General features: G+C 35.7%; 13 protein-coding genes and 1 pseudogene. 6 read left to right on the forward strand and 8 right to left on the reverse strand.

What is annotated here, in order from left to right; translation table 11 throughout:
* Window positions 1-32: 32 nt before the first annotated feature.
* Window positions 33-854: a GGDEF domain-containing protein gene (locus V5290_RS02135; RefSeq protein ID WP_333381306.1), complete on the reverse strand. Its 822-nt coding sequence runs from the start codon at window positions 852-854 to the stop codon at window positions 33-35.
* Window positions 855-1,318: 464 nt separating this feature from the next.
* On the opposite strand from V5290_RS02135, the gene V5290_RS02140 reads away from it, so the two are divergent.
* The gene (locus tag V5290_RS02140) at window positions 1,319-2,182 is read left to right on the forward strand and encodes a polysaccharide lyase family 7 protein (RefSeq protein ID WP_333381309.1); all 864 of its coding nucleotides are present in this window, start codon (window positions 1,319-1,321) and stop codon (window positions 2,180-2,182) included.
* 90 nt (window positions 2,183-2,272) lie between these two features.
* On the opposite strand, the gene V5290_RS02145 is transcribed toward V5290_RS02140, so the two are convergent.
* The 4 genes from V5290_RS02145 to V5290_RS02160 form a co-directional block, all read right to left on the reverse strand.
* Window positions 2,273-2,989 carry a metal-dependent hydrolase gene (locus V5290_RS02145; RefSeq protein ID WP_333381311.1) on the reverse strand — a complete coding sequence of 239 codons (717 nt, stop codon included), beginning with the start codon at window positions 2,987-2,989 and terminating at the stop codon, window positions 2,273-2,275.
* A 419-nt stretch (window positions 2,990-3,408) separates the two neighbouring features.
* On the reverse strand, window positions 3,409-3,609 hold the full coding sequence (locus tag V5290_RS02150) for a ribosome alternative rescue factor ArfA (RefSeq protein WP_333382142.1): 201 nt from the start codon (window positions 3,607-3,609) through the stop codon (window positions 3,409-3,411).
* 221 nt (window positions 3,610-3,830) lie between these two features.
* Complete coding sequence (locus V5290_RS02155) at window positions 3,831-5,360, reverse strand: BCCT family transporter (protein WP_333381315.1); 1,530 nt, start codon at window positions 5,358-5,360, stop codon at window positions 3,831-3,833.
* A gap of 18 nt (window positions 5,361-5,378) precedes the next feature.
* Window positions 5,379-7,373, reverse strand: a complete 1,995-nt coding sequence (locus tag V5290_RS02160) for a CocE/NonD family hydrolase (RefSeq protein WP_333381317.1) — start codon at window positions 7,371-7,373, stop codon at window positions 5,379-5,381.
* A gap of 112 nt (window positions 7,374-7,485) precedes the next feature.
* Here V5290_RS02160 and V5290_RS02165 point away from each other — a divergent pair, with 112 nt between their 5' ends.
* Entirely contained in the window at window positions 7,486-8,394 is a 909-nt protein-coding gene (locus V5290_RS02165) for a LysR substrate-binding domain-containing protein (protein WP_333381320.1), read from the forward strand.
* A 126-nt stretch (window positions 8,395-8,520) separates the two neighbouring features.
* Here the strand turns inward: V5290_RS02165 and V5290_RS02170 are convergent.
* The 3 genes and pseudogenes from V5290_RS02170 to V5290_RS02180 all read right to left on the reverse strand — a co-directional run bounded on the left by V5290_RS02170 (window position 8,521) and on the right by V5290_RS02180 (window position 10,760).
* Window positions 8,521-9,544, reverse strand: a pseudogene (locus tag V5290_RS02170) (IS630 family transposase).
* Window positions 9,545-9,876: 332 nt separating this feature from the next.
* A complete protein-coding gene (locus V5290_RS02175) occupies window positions 9,877-10,284 on the reverse strand; it encodes a hypothetical protein (protein WP_333381323.1) in 408 nt (135 codons plus the stop codon).
* A 65-nt stretch (window positions 10,285-10,349) separates the two neighbouring features.
* A complete protein-coding gene (locus V5290_RS02180) occupies window positions 10,350-10,760 on the reverse strand; it encodes a hypothetical protein (protein ID WP_333381326.1) in 411 nt (136 codons plus the stop codon).
* A gap of 330 nt (window positions 10,761-11,090) precedes the next feature.
* On the opposite strand from V5290_RS02180, the gene V5290_RS02185 reads away from it, so the two are divergent.
* The 4 genes from V5290_RS02185 (at window position 11,091) to V5290_RS02200 (ending at window position 15,886) form a co-directional block, all read left to right on the forward strand.
* Window positions 11,091-12,572, forward strand: coding sequence for a carboxypeptidase M32 (locus V5290_RS02185; protein ID WP_333381327.1), 1,482 nt, complete (start codon window positions 11,091-11,093; stop codon window positions 12,570-12,572).
* Between the two features lie 264 nt (window positions 12,573-12,836).
* Window positions 12,837-13,280, forward strand: coding sequence for a FecR family protein (locus V5290_RS02190; protein ID WP_333381330.1), 444 nt, complete (start codon window positions 12,837-12,839; stop codon window positions 13,278-13,280).
* Window position 13,281: 1 nt separating this feature from the next.
* Entirely contained in the window at window positions 13,282-13,875 is a 594-nt protein-coding gene (locus V5290_RS02195; RefSeq protein ID WP_333381333.1) for an OmpA family protein, read from the forward strand.
* 10 nt (window positions 13,876-13,885) lie between these two features.
* Entirely contained in the window at window positions 13,886-15,886 is a 2,001-nt protein-coding gene (locus V5290_RS02200) for a CHASE2 domain-containing protein (protein WP_333381335.1), read from the forward strand.

Genomic DNA, 15,886 nt, shown 5'->3' on the forward strand with positions numbered 1-15,886 from the left:
TGGTTATTATTGGGTTAAATGACAATGATTTACTAAGCAGATACTTTATTTCTTCCACTTTTTTTAGCGATATACAGATTGGCATCAGCGGCATCAAATAATGCCTCTGTAGATTGACCTTGCTCTAAATAATTAGCGACGCCGAAACTACAGGTGACATTATGCGCTAGAAAGAAAGTGTCATTAATATCGTCTTCATGACTGGTTATCGTTGAAATATCTAAATCAAAAGCTGTTATTTGATTTAGACCAAAGTTACCAACCAATAAACGTTTTTCAATCACTTTCCTTAACCTTTCCGCAACTACAATAGCATCGAGCAATTCTGTATTAGGCAGTAATATTAAAAATTCTTCACCTCCATACCGATAAGCAAAATCAGAAGGGCGAAGTGTATCAGTAATTAATTTTCCAAAAAGCGCTAAAGTATCATCCCCAATGGAATGTCCAAATCTATCATTAACCGATTTAAAGTTATCCAAATCACACATGATCATCGAAAAGTCGATGGGGTTACCGAGATATTGTTCATTTTCCAAGCTAGCTAACTTGCGTTCTAGGTATTCTCTTTTCTTTAAGCCTGTTAAATGATCTAAAGATAAATTATTGATCTCATTTAAATTTTTAGCTGCTAAATCTATATATCCATCTGCCAATAGTTGGTTATGGGAGGGAACAAATGCGTAGTTCATGATATCGCGGTAAAACAGCTCACATTGCAATTCACTGGTACAACGTAAAGCATCATCAGGACTTGGGTATTTGATAAAATCTAATAAAGTGAAGAAGCTATCACCAAACTTGAAACCAGTAACTAACTCAATTAATTCGCCTTTTTGATTCAAAACTTCCATAAATCTCCTTAAACGCGAAACGAATCAATAACAGGCACAATGATACTTTAAAACGTTCATACTGGGTTAAGTTATATTTGTTAAATTATCGGCAAGTTATTATCAAACTTAACTTTTTATGGATTATAAATAAAAGTTATATTTTAAAAATTGAAAGATATGACGATAAAATTTAGTAATTTGTAATCGTAGTAATTATCATTATTATATTGTCAATATGTAAGTGATTGATTATATGCTTCTAATCACGAAAGTTCATAATCTATTGTATAGATTGTGAGCAGTGACCTATGAGTGATAAATATTATTGTAATACTTAACGTGGCCTTGTTAATTTATTTGTGTATTCATTTTACTGTTAATTAAGTCTGAATAGTAAAAGAATATTTACACAGTATTTTCAAAAATTAATTAATAAAATACGTTATTAATTAGATAGTTACTTTACATTAAGGAACGATAGCATGAAAATAAGTCATCTTAACAAATCTATATTTCTTGGGCTTTCTGTATTAAGCACGAGTGTATTTGCTGCTGACATTGCGCCATACAATTATGAAAACAGTGCAGGGACTGCAATATTTCAATCTGCACTTGATCAAGTTAAATTAACATCGCCGGATGGTTCAACAAAATTAGCTGATGCTAGTTCAAGTGATCCTGACTTGTCATTTGATGGCTATGTAACGGATGATTTTAGAGTGCCAAGCGGACAAAATTATATGCAAATTACTCATGAAGGTGATTCATCATCACGTACTGAGTTTCGTCATCTAACAGACTTTAATCGTTCTGATACCAACACAATGGAAGGTACCATCAAAATAAACTCAACCAGTGATGGTTTAGATGAAGTAACCGTTCTACAAGTACATAACTCCGATAGTGATAATATCGGCGCTCCTTTGATGCGAATTGCACAGATAATAGAAGATGGGACTAAGTTTTACGAAGCCAAATTAAGATTGTCTGCTTGCGATAAAGATACTTGCGATGCTGAATATGATACTTATCGTTGGTTAGATAGTAGCGGTGAACCTACTGTGAGCACAAATCAGCATCGTTCTTTTTACGTACAAGTCAAAGACAGTGTTGTGACGATGAAGATGGATGATCTACGTGGTACTTTAATGTGTCTATCTGGTGGTGAGTACTCTGCTGATAATTGCGATGATAACGGTCAAGAGCATACTAATAGCAGTGGGGATCATGTAATTGACAGTGATTGGCCAGAAGGCGGCTTCTTCTTTAAAACTGGAGCTTACATTCAAGATGCAGGTACAACGGTTGTTCGTTATAAATCTTTATATTTTGATGTAGAAGATTAATAACCAGTAAGGCTATTAATTTAGATTAATTAAACGCCCATGATATAAACTACATGGGCTCTTTTTGACATATTTATCTTTTAGAAAGAATTAAAATCTAATTTGCAAAGATTGAAATTTAAAGTGGGACCAATCACTTAGAGCAGTGATTGTTTGCTCCGTGGGAGGTGCAATATAGACCAAGCCTACAATAGCAATTACTGAAGATAACGTTATTAATTTATTATCGAAGTCAGCAATCTTAAGGGCCGTGCCAAAAGAACGCTTAATTCTAACGTTACTCAAATCTACACTGTAAATTTCATCCAACATTAAATGAATTAGTCCTCCTAACAAAATAAATCCGCCCGCTAGCCAAGCAAAAGTTGCTGCTTGCATAGTGGCTTGAGCATTCAATTGCCAAGTGACTTGTGTGGTTAACAATGCGCTAAATACTATAAATAATAAAGAATGACAGCTGCCTCTGTGTACTGTGATCCATTCAAAAAGTGGTCTAAGGATATATTTCATAAACCCGTAGACCAGTAAAGGCACAACGATTAACTCAATAAAGCTAATTTCAATGATTAACTCTGTCGTTATGTAATGGAGCACTAGCAAGACTGCACTAAATGCAAACAAGTTAAAAATAGTATCAAGAGAAGTAGAGTTATCTGAATCTATATCTGGCAATAAGCCGCCAATTGAACCCAAAAACCATAACCAAAGTGCACCGTTTAAATCAGTATGTCCTGCAGATAATAAAGTAGCGGAGCCTAAACCAGTAACGATCACTGCAGTATTAAGATGAGTATTGAAGTTAGCCATTGTATCTCTTGATGGGAAAATAATAGGGCATTTTAACAACTGTAAAGTTCATTGTTCAATGAACTTTACACAAAGTATCAAGATCAAAACTGATTAAATGATCGGTAAAGAGGCTTGAGTAAGGTTTGTGTAGGTAATGAAACACAGGGTTAATTTAAGTTATTAATAATTAACTTGTTATACCACTTCGCATAATATTATGGCCAGGGCTTGTTTAGAGAAAATGATAAAGAGCAAGGCGCATGATTGAGGAATAGCTTGCTATTATTAAGCTTTTTAGTGGTATCACTTAGTGGTAAATGTGTGCTGGTGATTAACAAGTCGCCACCATATTAAGTTAACGACTTGCTTGTTTATCTATATAGTTGTGTGGATATGCTAAAGAAGGCTATCAAATATAACTTAGTCAGTATCAACCACTAAGCCGCTATTTGATAACTCTCTTTTCCCATATGCTTTGCTTTACGACTGAATGAACCTTTACCTTTTTTCGCTTTTTCAACACGCATAGTAAATACTTTACTGGTGACTAAAGCAGCCATTGCTGAATGGTTAATCGTACCACGACCTATTTCTGTGGTTTTTTGTGTTTGATTGTTTTCACCCTGCGATGATTTCATCAATTTGTTCATTTTTTGTTTTTTACCCATCTGTTTATCTCCTATTATGTGCGCGCAGTCTAGCAGTAAATTTTCAAATTCATAATATTATTTGGTTATTTTAATTAATATTTTTAAAAGAAAAGCAGCAATAAAAAAGGCTAACAGAAAGTGATTTCTGTTAGCCTAAATAACGCATTAACTATGTTAGCTTTTTGCTAATCTATTAGTTTTTATTGTTGTTATTTTTTGCTCGCTACTGCGACTAACTCTGGTTTTTTAATCCACAAAATTAACGTCGCGCTACAAGCTAAGATAATTAAAGTGGCTGGTAATCCGCCTAAGTATGACAGTTTTTTTACGCCATCAATCCCTACTGTGCTGATCATGATCCAAGAGACTAACCCTATTAATGTACCCCAAAGTATTTTAATAGGTAATGACGTCTTAGCATCAGATTCTGAAGTAAAGTCTTTAGTACATAAATCACCAATGGCATCAGTACTTGAATCTGCTGCTGTCACATATGAGATAAAAGCAATCAGTACTAAGAAGAACGAGGTAATCGCAGTAAATGGCAAGTCATTCATAATGTAATAAAGTAGTTGCTCAATACCTTCATTGTTTAATACATTATAAAGTTCACCGGCACTTTGTGTGTCCATGAAAATAGCCGTACCTGAGAATACTGATATCCATAGGAATACAAATAAACTTGGGTAAATAACATTGACTTGAATGAATTCTTTAACCGTATAACCACGCGATATTTTACCTAAGAACATCGCAGTAATTGGTGCCCAAGCAAACCAAACTGCCCAATAGAATACACTCCACCATTGTGGCCAAGGGTCATTTGCAGCTTGTCCTGTGAACAAACTTAAACGGAAGAAGCTTTGTAAAAAGGCACCTAAGCCTTCAACCCCAATTGATAAAATATACAGGGTTGGCCCACAGATAAAGATAAACACAAAGAGGGCAATCAGCATCCAAAAGTTAATTTTAGATAAACGTGCAATACCTTTAATTAATCCACTAATAGCAGACAAAATAAAAGTACCAACAATGATTGCTGTAATGATCCCTAAGGTTAATGCATTACGTTCAATATCGATGTACTGACTGATACCGCCTAATAGCGTTAATACACCCGTACCCAAAGAAGAAGCCATGCCAACCACTAGAGAATACAAAGCTAATGAGTCGATAATATCTGCCACAACAGGGGTAATTAGACGACCAAATACAGGGCGTAATGAACTTGAAATTGAAAAAGGCATTTTCAAATTATGGAAAGCCAGAGCAAAAATTAACCCTGGTACACAATAAATTGCGTAAGGCGTTGGTCCCCAATGTAAAAACATCGCAGAGAAAGCAAATAAAGTAGCATTAGGGCTTGCCGCTTCTATACCAAAGCTAGCTGGTGGAGCATGCAAATGATAGATAGGCTCTGCGGTTGTCCAGAATAGAACCCCCACGGCAAAAGTAGTACAAAGTACGATCATAAACCATTGTGGTTTTTTGATCATTGGTTCACTGCCTTCACTACCGATTCGTACATTACCTAGTTTAGAAAAGTAGGTCACTACAACTAAACCTAGTAAGTAGAAGCTTCCTAAGCTAAATAACCATGAAAAGTTTTTTAAAATACTACTGTTAAGGTCGCCCGTTACCTTAATGAAGGTGTCTAGATCTACCAAGCTTAATATTAACGCAGCGGCTAATATCAAAAAGGTAGGTAAAAACACCAAGGGTCTTATTGTTTTAATCATATTTCATCCTTGAGTTAGTTATATAAAGTTGCGTTTTATTGTGTCGTTAAAATCTTTACTGAAGATCAGGGTTTGATCTTGATAAGCTTGCCATTGCACTTTCAGGTAAAAGTTTTCTTTATCGCAGGTCATTAGATAGTGACCTTTGATAGTGGTTCTCCAACCCTCTCTACCCATATCAACTTGCACCTTGATTTCATTTTTTGCGCTTAATGGATCACTATGATGGACGGATTGCTGCTGATCCATAATGAACTGAATATCACTTTGTGCAGATTCATAAAATTGACGGCCAAAGTCTTCACGCGTTTCCATTGTAGTAATGCCGGTTTTGTAATCTTTATGAATAACACGTTTACTCTCTGAAGGAGCTAGCTCTTTACCATCAAAAGTAACCGGTTTGTCATAAGCAGGTATGTTTTCACTGATAGTAGGGTGCCGATTAACTGGCACTGTGATTGAACATTTTTGAGTATTAAAACTTAATGTCGCTTGTTCTGAGTTTGGCCAGATCAGTGGCCAGTAAGCAGTAGATACAGCAACGCGTAACTTATGACCTTTAGGGATCACATAAGCCATTGCATTAAGTGTAATGCTCACATCATATTCATGATCAGGGATTAGCGCTTCCGGTGTTTCATGACTATCACGATGTGTTAAATTCAATACACCATAAGTAATTCGCGTCACTTCGCCATTTGGATGTACATCAGAAATACGCACCACCAAATTAGCCTGGGGTTTATCACTGCTCAACGCAAATTGCGCCGCTATTTGACCTGCAATTGGCATCTCTTCACTGAGCGTTTCGGAATCGAAAACTAAAGAGCCTGCATCATCAGCACGCTGATCACCTGGTTGTTCCATATCAATTCGAATACCCACACAGAAACTGCCGCCTTCTAAGCCAGTGGTTTGTGGAGAACAGATTGAGACTGAATGGTCAGGCTGTTGTTGTTCTGTGCTTAACCCCTGTGCTGATAAATGCCATGTTTGTAAACGAGTATTAGGTGATGGCCAGTTTGGCTCGCTGACCCAAGTACCAGCACGGAAGTCATAATCTGTTTGTGGAGCGACACTGTCTTGTAAGTAATATTGTAATGCGGGTTCTTGATCAATTTTGTTATCGATCTGTTTTAACCAGCGATCCCACCAACGTACAGATTCTTTAACATAATCAATTTTCGGGTTTGGGAAAGCAATATTAGGGTACTTGTGTGCCCAAGGACCGATTAAACCTTTACTTGGGCCGCTTAAATGAGATAACAGATTAAATACAGTATCGCGGTAACCATCTGACCAGCCACCCATCGCATACACTGGGAGTTCAATGGCAGAATAATCTTCACAGACTGAGCCATGTTGCCAGTACTCATCACGCGTTTGATGCGATAACCAAGGCGTTGCCAATTGTGGCATATTCTTCAATCTATCCAACCATACGGCTTTCCAATCTTGCTCTATCAATAAAGGATCGGGAGAGCGTGCTTGTGCGTAAGCCCAGAAAAAAGCAGCCCAGCCCATGTTGTCATTTAATAAACAACCACCTTCAAAGTGAATATCTCGATTGTAACGGTCATCGGTAGAGCATTGGGTGATAATGGCTTTTAAAGCGGGCGGTTTAAGTGCTGCAATTTGTAAAGAGTTAAATCCACCCCATGAGATACCCACCATACCTAAATTACCATCACACCAATCTTGTGCCGCAATCCAAGCAATAACATCACAACCATCTTGTAACTCTTGTGGTGAGTATTCATCGTCAAAGAAACCTTCAGACTCACCACAGCCACGTAAATCAACTCGAACACAGGCATAACCTTGTGCAGCAGTTTGCGCCATGGTTATTTCATCACGGACGACAGTGCCATCACTCTTACGGTAGGGCAGAAATTCTAAAATTGCTGGAACAGGCTGTAAGACGGCATTGTCTGGAAGCCAAGCACGAAAAGCTAAACGGGTACCATCGGGTAACGTTAGCCAGTCGTGATGGATTTCTTCCACTTTAATCATTGATTTAAATCTTATTTCTGTAAGGTTCAGAAGATACTAGACAGATAGATTTGTTAGTAAATCGTTATTTAGTTAATATATCTTTAACTTAAAGTTAACGAAGGTTGTTAAAGTGTCTATAAAGTCTAGGTTAATTCCACCAACAGGATACCTATTAGTGTTTGAGTCAGCAGCGCGTTTGGGAAGCTTAACTAAAGCTGCAGACGAACTCTGTGTAACCACGACAGCGGTGAGTAAACAGGTAAAAAATCTGGAAATTTTTTTAAATATCCAGTTATTTACACGTTCAAAACAAGGTGTGCAATTAACCGCTCAGGGTTACCAATATTTGCAAAGAGTAAGAGAAGCGTTAGACATACTTTCTGAAGAGACCAAAATATTAGATAATTCCAGTACTACAGTGACACTTAACTTAGAAGTGGGCCCATGTTTTATGCACTTTTGGTTATTGCCAAAAATAGAACAATTTAGACAAGCTCATCCTGACATTATGTTGAATATCACTATCAGTAATGAACGTCATATCGATGCTAGCGAACTTTATGATGTGACTTTTTATTACGCGACGATTGCAACAGCCAATGAAAATTGCGAGCAAATATTTGCAGAGCGTATTCAATTGGTATGCAGTCCGAAGTTTTTAGAAAGTCATGGCGGATATATCGACTTGCAAAGCATCTTCGATCAACCTCTGATCATGCTTAAAAAAGAGATGTCATTCTGGGAAGGTTGGCAGTCCTGGGCAAATAAAGCTGGGCTAACTTATCGTATACCTAACAATGCGTTAATGGTTGACGATCAAGTTGCTGTTATCCAAGCGGCGATTAATGATACTGGCATTGCTTTAGTGTGGGATTGGCATGTGTCAGAGTTAATTGCTAAAGGTGAATTAGTGAGCGTTACTGATTATATGGAGTTCGAAGAAAAGGCCTATTTTTTACACATTGCAGACCAAGAGAATAACCTAGCCGCTAAAACCTTTGTTGGATGGGTACAGCAACAAAAGAGTGGATATCGATAATGCTATTCTATGATTAGTAATGCGCATGATTAGATAAATTAAAAAACTCACTTTACTTTTTAACATGCTCTCTGATATTGCGGACTAATAACAAATTAGTAATTAGTCTTATACCAATTCCATTAATTAACTGGTCAAATTAATCCGCGATCTTAAGCATAGTGAAATGACTCTATTAATATCACTTCTAAAGTTATTCCAAGCAATAGTGCACTTCTCTTCAATATCTTCATAATCACTAAAAACACGATTAGCAATTTCATTTTGCCTCATCCATGACCAGACTTGTTCGATTGGATTTAATTCAGGAGAATAAAGTGGGATGTGAATAATGCTCAGATTAGCAAATGCTTGATCTAAATATTCCTGATGCCAACTGGCACTATCCATTATCACTACGGCATGGCGACCCGCTTCCGTTGCTTTGGAAATAAGTGCTAGATGTTCTTTCATTATTTCCATATTACTAAAAGGAGCAATGATAGCTTCTGCTTTACCATTTGCTGGGCAAACAGCACCAAATAGATAAGCGTAAGTGTATTGTTGTTGCTGTACTCCCCGTGGTCTCGTTCCTTTTTCAGCTCATATTCTAGTTGTCGTATTTTGTTGTCCAAAACGCGCCTCATCTTGAAACCAGATATTAACCTGATCTAATGCAACATGACCAGGGATTTTAAGGACCGTTTTTATTTGGAATTTTTTTAAAATCTTCCTGACATTCAATTGACTGCTTGGGATGCTTTGAACGTGTGGTTATCCAGCTTAGATTTAATTCGTGTAATAGGTTGTAAATATTGGATTTTTTATACTCGATACCAAACTCAACTAAAATGTACTGCTGGACATCTTTTCCTTGGAGTCTGCCACCGTCTGGCTTTACAACCGAAGAAATAACAAACTCTTTCAGTTGAGACAGTTGGTTTTCGCTTAAGCCTTTTGGGCGCCCGGTATGCTTTTTCTCTTTTAACCCTGAAATTCCCTGTGTTAAATAGGTTTGTATCCAGCTATTTACACTAGTCCGACTTACTTTTAAGTATTCAGATATTTGAGTTCTATTTTTACCATCGAGAAAGTGAGATACAGCTAATAACCGAAGTTTTAATCTCGCATCTGAGGTTGAGCTAATCATTTTGGATAATTCTTGATTCATATTCAGCACCTTTAATGAGTGCTTTATTGGATAACAAAATTAATGGAATTGGTATAAAATTAAAAGATAATCTTAATTTGAAGTAGGATGAGGTTTGGTAGCTAATGAAGTCTTCATCGAAATTCTATCTAAAAATCATCAACACCATCAGACTAGTGAACAAATTAGCTTACTTCATAAAATCTGTATTTTTAAAACTTAGTTGGGGGAATCCCATAAATAATCAATAAATAAATCATTAAAGGCTAAATTTATGCTTTTAACTGAGGACCTTATGATTGTCATGGAATTAAATATATATGCTTAATTATTATTTAAACATTTTCTATAAATTATTCATTTGTACATTGTTGCTTCTCACTAACAGAGAAAGAAAAGCTTTGAGGGGCAAATACTGCATTAATTTTATCTAATAGACTTTCATCATATTGACTTTGAAATGTTGCTGAGAAATTAACTTCTAATTTATCAGGAATGTAGCTTGTAGCGGATATATTGATATCTTCACTCATAATCTCAAATTGCTTTAGATCGTTTTTTTTTGCGAACTCTTTTAAACTATCTATCTGTTTTTTGTACAAATTAGTGATGCTATCATCTCTATCAATACTAAATACTTGATAATAATTAATTTGATTTATCTTGGTTGTTGAACATCTTTCATCACTATCCGCTTTAGCCGTATCAAATAATAGTGGGAGTGTTAATAACGTAATGCACAAACTTTTAGAATTTTTCATTGATTTCTTCGTCCAATAAAATTAAAAAATATATTTTGTTAAATATCAGAGGTATTAAAGTAATGCTAAGTCTTACAAAGCGTATTTTTTAAGATAAGTGAAGAATAAGAAAAACTATCAGGATTTAGTTCTGTATTGATTTTATCAATAATATTATCGTAATTGCCTCTCTCAAATGTCATTGAAACATTCATTTCTAATTTATCAGGGATATCTTTACTCTTCGAATCCTCTGTTTCAGAAATGATACTAAGATTATCCAATCCTTCTTTTATGGCAAATGCATTTAATGCCGTTACCTGCTTATCATATAGCTGTGAAAGTGTTTCTGAGTGTTCTGTAGATGAATGATCATGATAGTAAACTTGGTTTATTTCTACTGTAGTGCATCGTTCATTGATCGCAGATTGAACGGTATCAATTACTAGAAGTGGTGTAACACAGCTTGTAACTAATAATAGCTTAATTATTCTCATGATAATCCTTAATCAACAACACTATTGCATTCATAACTTTTTATATTAAATATGATATTTTATATTTATTTGATTATCAATGAATGAAAGCATTGTTTTATAAAAAACAACCACTAAGAGGTATTTAGTTCGCTGTCTAAGTTTTAATTATTAAGAAATCACCCGAATACATAAAAAAATTTATGAATTAAGCGTTAAAGCTTATAACTTTATCTGTACGGATAACCAGCTTTTTCACTTCATATAAAATATTTATTCGCTATTGTTCCTATTACTGAGTTCGTAATAAGATGTATAGAATAAGCTAACACCACAGGAAGCACAGATATTATGTCAAATTACGACAAGTTAACCGCTCATTATCAAACAATAAATCACTTCAATCATGCTCAATCTATGTTGGGGTGGGATGCAGCCGCTAATATGCCTGCAGGAGGGAACGAAGCGCGTTCTCAAGCAATGGCTGAATTATCTGTACATGTTCATCGTTTATCAACACAACAACAACTTGGCGAATGGTTTGATAAAGCTCAACAAGAGCTTTTAAACGGTGAGCAACAATCTAGCTTGCGTGAAATGAAACGACAATGGCAACAGGCAACGATTGTACCTGAAGACTTAGTGCAGGCTCAGTCTATCGCGGGTTCTAAATGTGAACATGCATGGCGCTCGCAACGACCAGCCAATGACTGGAAAGGTTTTGAAAAAAACTGGAAAGAGGTGGTTAAGCTTTCTCGTGAAGAAGCCAATATCCGTAGTGAAGCACTTGATTTGACGCCCTATGATGCAATGCTTGATAAATATGAACCAGGAACAACCTCTGCATCATTAAATACTTTATTTTCTGATGTAAAAAGCTGGTTACCAGAGTTAATTGAAAAAGCGCTAGATAAACAAAAAACACAATCGATTATTAAACCTTCTGGTATTTACTCTACCGCGAGTCAAAAAGCATTGGGTTTAGAGACCATGAAACTATTGAAATTTGATTTTGACCATGGGCGACTGGATCAAAGTGTTCATCCATTTTGCGGAGGTGTGCCATCGGATGTGCGTATTACGACTCGTTATGATGAGAAAGACTTCGTACAAGCTTTAATGGGGATTGTCCATGAGACAGGGCATGCACGCTACGAACAAGGTTTACCGAAAGCCTTTGCTGGCTTACCAGTAGGAGAAGCTCGGTCTATGGGGGTTCATGAGTCGCAATCATTGTTTTTTGAAATGCAAGTTGGTCGCAGTAAGCCCTTTATTTCTCACTTATCAAAGCTATCCGCTGATGCCTTTAATGCGCATCAAGATCCAGTTTTTGCAGAAGAGAATCTTTATAAGATTTACACTCAAGTTGAAAAAGGATTCATACGTGTTGATGCTGATGAATTGACTTATCCTGCACACGTTATCATACGTTATGAAATAGAGCGTGATCTAATTAACGGTGTGATAGAACATAGCGATGTACCTGCATTATGGGATGAGAAGATGAAAGCGTCATTAGGGCTTACTACTGAAGGTAATTATCAAAATGGCTGTATGCAAGATATTCACTGGACTGATGGTGCCTTTGGTTACTTCCCATCTTATACGTTAGGCGCGATGTATGCCGCACAATATAAAGCGACAATGCAGCAAACTGTTGATATTGATGGTGCCATTAAAAGCGGTGACCTAAGCCCAATTTTTAATTGGTTAAGTGATAATATTTGGTCACAAGCTTCATTGCACAATACTGACGATTTAATCAAACGTGCTACAGGTGAAACCTTAAATGCGGCTCATTTTAAAAAGCATTTAGAAACACGTTATTTATAATAGTATGTATCAAGGCTACACAAGCCATTGTTTAGCCTTAATTTGTTAACCATTAAATCATGTCAATACTCAGGTAATAAGTTTCATATTATTTTCATCTGGTAGATATTAAGATAAAGATAGCTATTTAATATTTAGTTAAATACACCATCCTCTGCACACTTACATTTTATTGTTATTGTATTATTAATTTGTTTATCTATTATAGATTTATATAGTGATTGCAAATAAACATATTCAATAAATCATGCTAAAGGGATTTGTATGGTATCTAGAGTTTTTTATTACGTAATATTGACCATTTTTTTGTCATGCTCTTCTGCTTTCGCCGAGTCAGATTTTATTGGCACAATAAAAGCCGTACAAGGTAACGTATTTATTCAAGTTGGTTCCACAATATTTGACGCTAAACCTAATGATAAACTTTATGAAGGCTATCTCATCGAAACAGAAGACGATAGTAGTATTGGTCTTGTCTTTATTGATGGTACGCAGTTATCTATTGGACCAAGTTCTCAAGTTATTATTAATCGCTATTTATTTTCTCCTAAACAAAAAAATTATTTGTTTGATGTGATGATTCAAAATGGAAGTGCAATTTATTCATCAGGCAAACTGGGTGAATTATCACCTGAGTCGATTAAAGTACAAACACCCGAAGCAACGATTGGTGTGCGTGGTACAAAATTTTTAGTAGAGGTGGATTAATATGGAAATCTTCATTTTGGTCACTTTTACGTTTGTAGCGATTTTAAGTGCGACTCAGTCTTCGACAACCAAAGTGACGCTACTCCCTGATGATAAAGAAAATAGTAAAATTATTGTTTTAAATGACTCAGGGTCTCAAGTTGTAGATGAGCAAGGCTTCGCAGTAATCGTTACCTCTGATGTAGATACACCGACAACACCTGAACAAGTCGACTTAGAAAAAATAAAGTTACAACATGCTACCTTATTTGCCATTCAACCTAAAAAACCAGACAAGTTCCTACTTTATTTTGAAAACAACGGGGCAGTTTTACTCAATGAATCTAAATTATTAATATCGACTATTATTGAAGCTGCTAAAACAAGAGAAGCGCCTATTTTGAATATAATTGGTCATTCAGATGCAGCCGGAAGTACTGAATACAATTTGAGGCTTTCTACTGAAAGAGCAAATTCTGTCGCTAAATTATTACAATCTAAAAATATTAAAGGTGCCGAGTATAGAATCGATTCATATGGTGAAAATGATCCACTGATTAAATCAGATAAAGAGATTGAACCGCAAAATAGACGTGTAGAAGTTGAAATTTGGTGATGCCATATCGATGATAAATGACTCAAATGTTGTTTTTAGTCAGCGAACTAAATACTTACCTTCATTAGTTGGTTTTATTATTACTATTTGGTTTGCATACTATGCATTTTCAACGCCGATAAATGAGAGAACATTAGATTGGAAAGTTTACGATTTTTATAACAGTTATTATCCTCAATCAGAGCCTAATAAAAGCATCATCATTATTGATATTGATGACCAAAGCATAGAGGCTATCGGCCAATGGCCATGGCCTCGTTTTCAACTAGCTGAGGCACTGCGTAGTGTTATTGAAGGTAAACCTTCTTCTATTTTAATCGATATATTATTAACCGAGAAAGATCGTTCATCTCTAGCCAACATTCAACAACTCTTTGCAACACAATTTGCAATCGACCTAGATTTATCATCTGTGCCTCATGTATTAAAAGATTATGATGCTTATTTTTCACAAGTTATTGATGGCACACCTGTTATTCTCTCTTCGTTACTTTCTCAGTATGAAGTACAACAGCAAAAACAATGTATTAATAGTTATGTTGAACAAAAAAACTATCAAAAAACTACTGAAGACACCCTCGAAAAAAGCTTAAGGAATTTTAATTCAAGACAGTACAAAGGCATCATTTGTCCTTTGCAGCAGTTTTATCAACATGCAGCCGCGACTGGCTTTATCAATCCTAGTATCGATAACGATGGCATAGTAAGACGAATACCTATCGTAAAAATGTATAATAATAAATTAATACCAAGTCTTTCTATGGCAGGGTTAACAGTTATTTTTGGTAGTGAATTTACTGTTAATCGTGGGCATGTAGGCACATCGATTAAATTAAATAACAATTATATTCCTGTTGATCAATCTGGTGATGCGCTTTTAAACTTTAGAGGGGAAGGGCGACATTATCAGACAATTTCAATGTTAAATCTAATGAATGGCACTATTTCACCTGACTACTTTACAGGAAAAGTAGTGTTACTTGGCGCTACAGCCTCTGCACTGAATGATATTTCTAATACTTACTTAGATCCTGTTTTTCCTAATGTTGAACTACATGCAACGCTAATTGATAACGTAATCAGTGATGATGTGTTAACGATACCAATTTGGTTTGGTGAGCTAGAGTCGTTCATGATCTTATTGATTGGTATATTACTCGCATTATTAATGATAAAAAAAAGTGTGATGGCTTTAAATATATCTGCTGGTTTATTACTTTGTGCCTTGATCATTCTACCTGCAATGTTGCTTTATATTACGCAAGTATATTTATCTCCATTTATAGCTATCGTCAGTTTAGTATTGAGTTTCATTGTGATGACGACATTAAAATATTATTGCGCAGAAAGGCAGTTAGCCACTGTTCAAGGTGCTATTGCTAACGCGAATCTATCTATTATTGATTCTATGGCGACGGTAGCGGAATTAAGAGACTCTGAAACAGGTGGACATATAACCAGGACTCGATTATATGTGCAAGCGTTGATTAAACAGTTACAAACAAAACCCAAATATAAGCATCAAATTAATGATGAATATATTAAATTTGTCTCTGCTGCTTCTCCATTGCACGATATAGGTAAAGTAGGTATTCCCGACCATATCCTACTCAAACCTGGTAAATTATCTGCTGATGAACTTGTGATCATGAGAACACATGCTGCATTAGGTGGGGATATCTTAAGGCAAACAATTAAAAAGTTAGGGCCTAATCCCTACCTTAACATTGCGATAGAAATTGCTAATTACCATCATGAAAAATGGGATGGAACTGGTTATCCATTAGGTTTAAAAGGAGACGCTATCCCACTTTCTGCGAGAGTAATGGCGGTTGCTGATGTATTTGATGCTCTGATTAATAAACGAATTTATAAAAAAGCGGTTAGCTTTGACGACACGTTTAGTTATATTAAACAAGGATCAGGAAACCACTTTGATCCAGATGTTGTCGATGCTTTTATCGAAATTAAATCAGATTTACTTTGTATCGCACAAACAATAAATGATTAG

Origin of the sequence: Psychromonas arctica (assembly GCF_036697365.1) — a bacterium.
GTDB lineage: Bacteria > Pseudomonadota > Gammaproteobacteria > Enterobacterales > Psychromonadaceae > Psychromonas > Psychromonas arctica_A.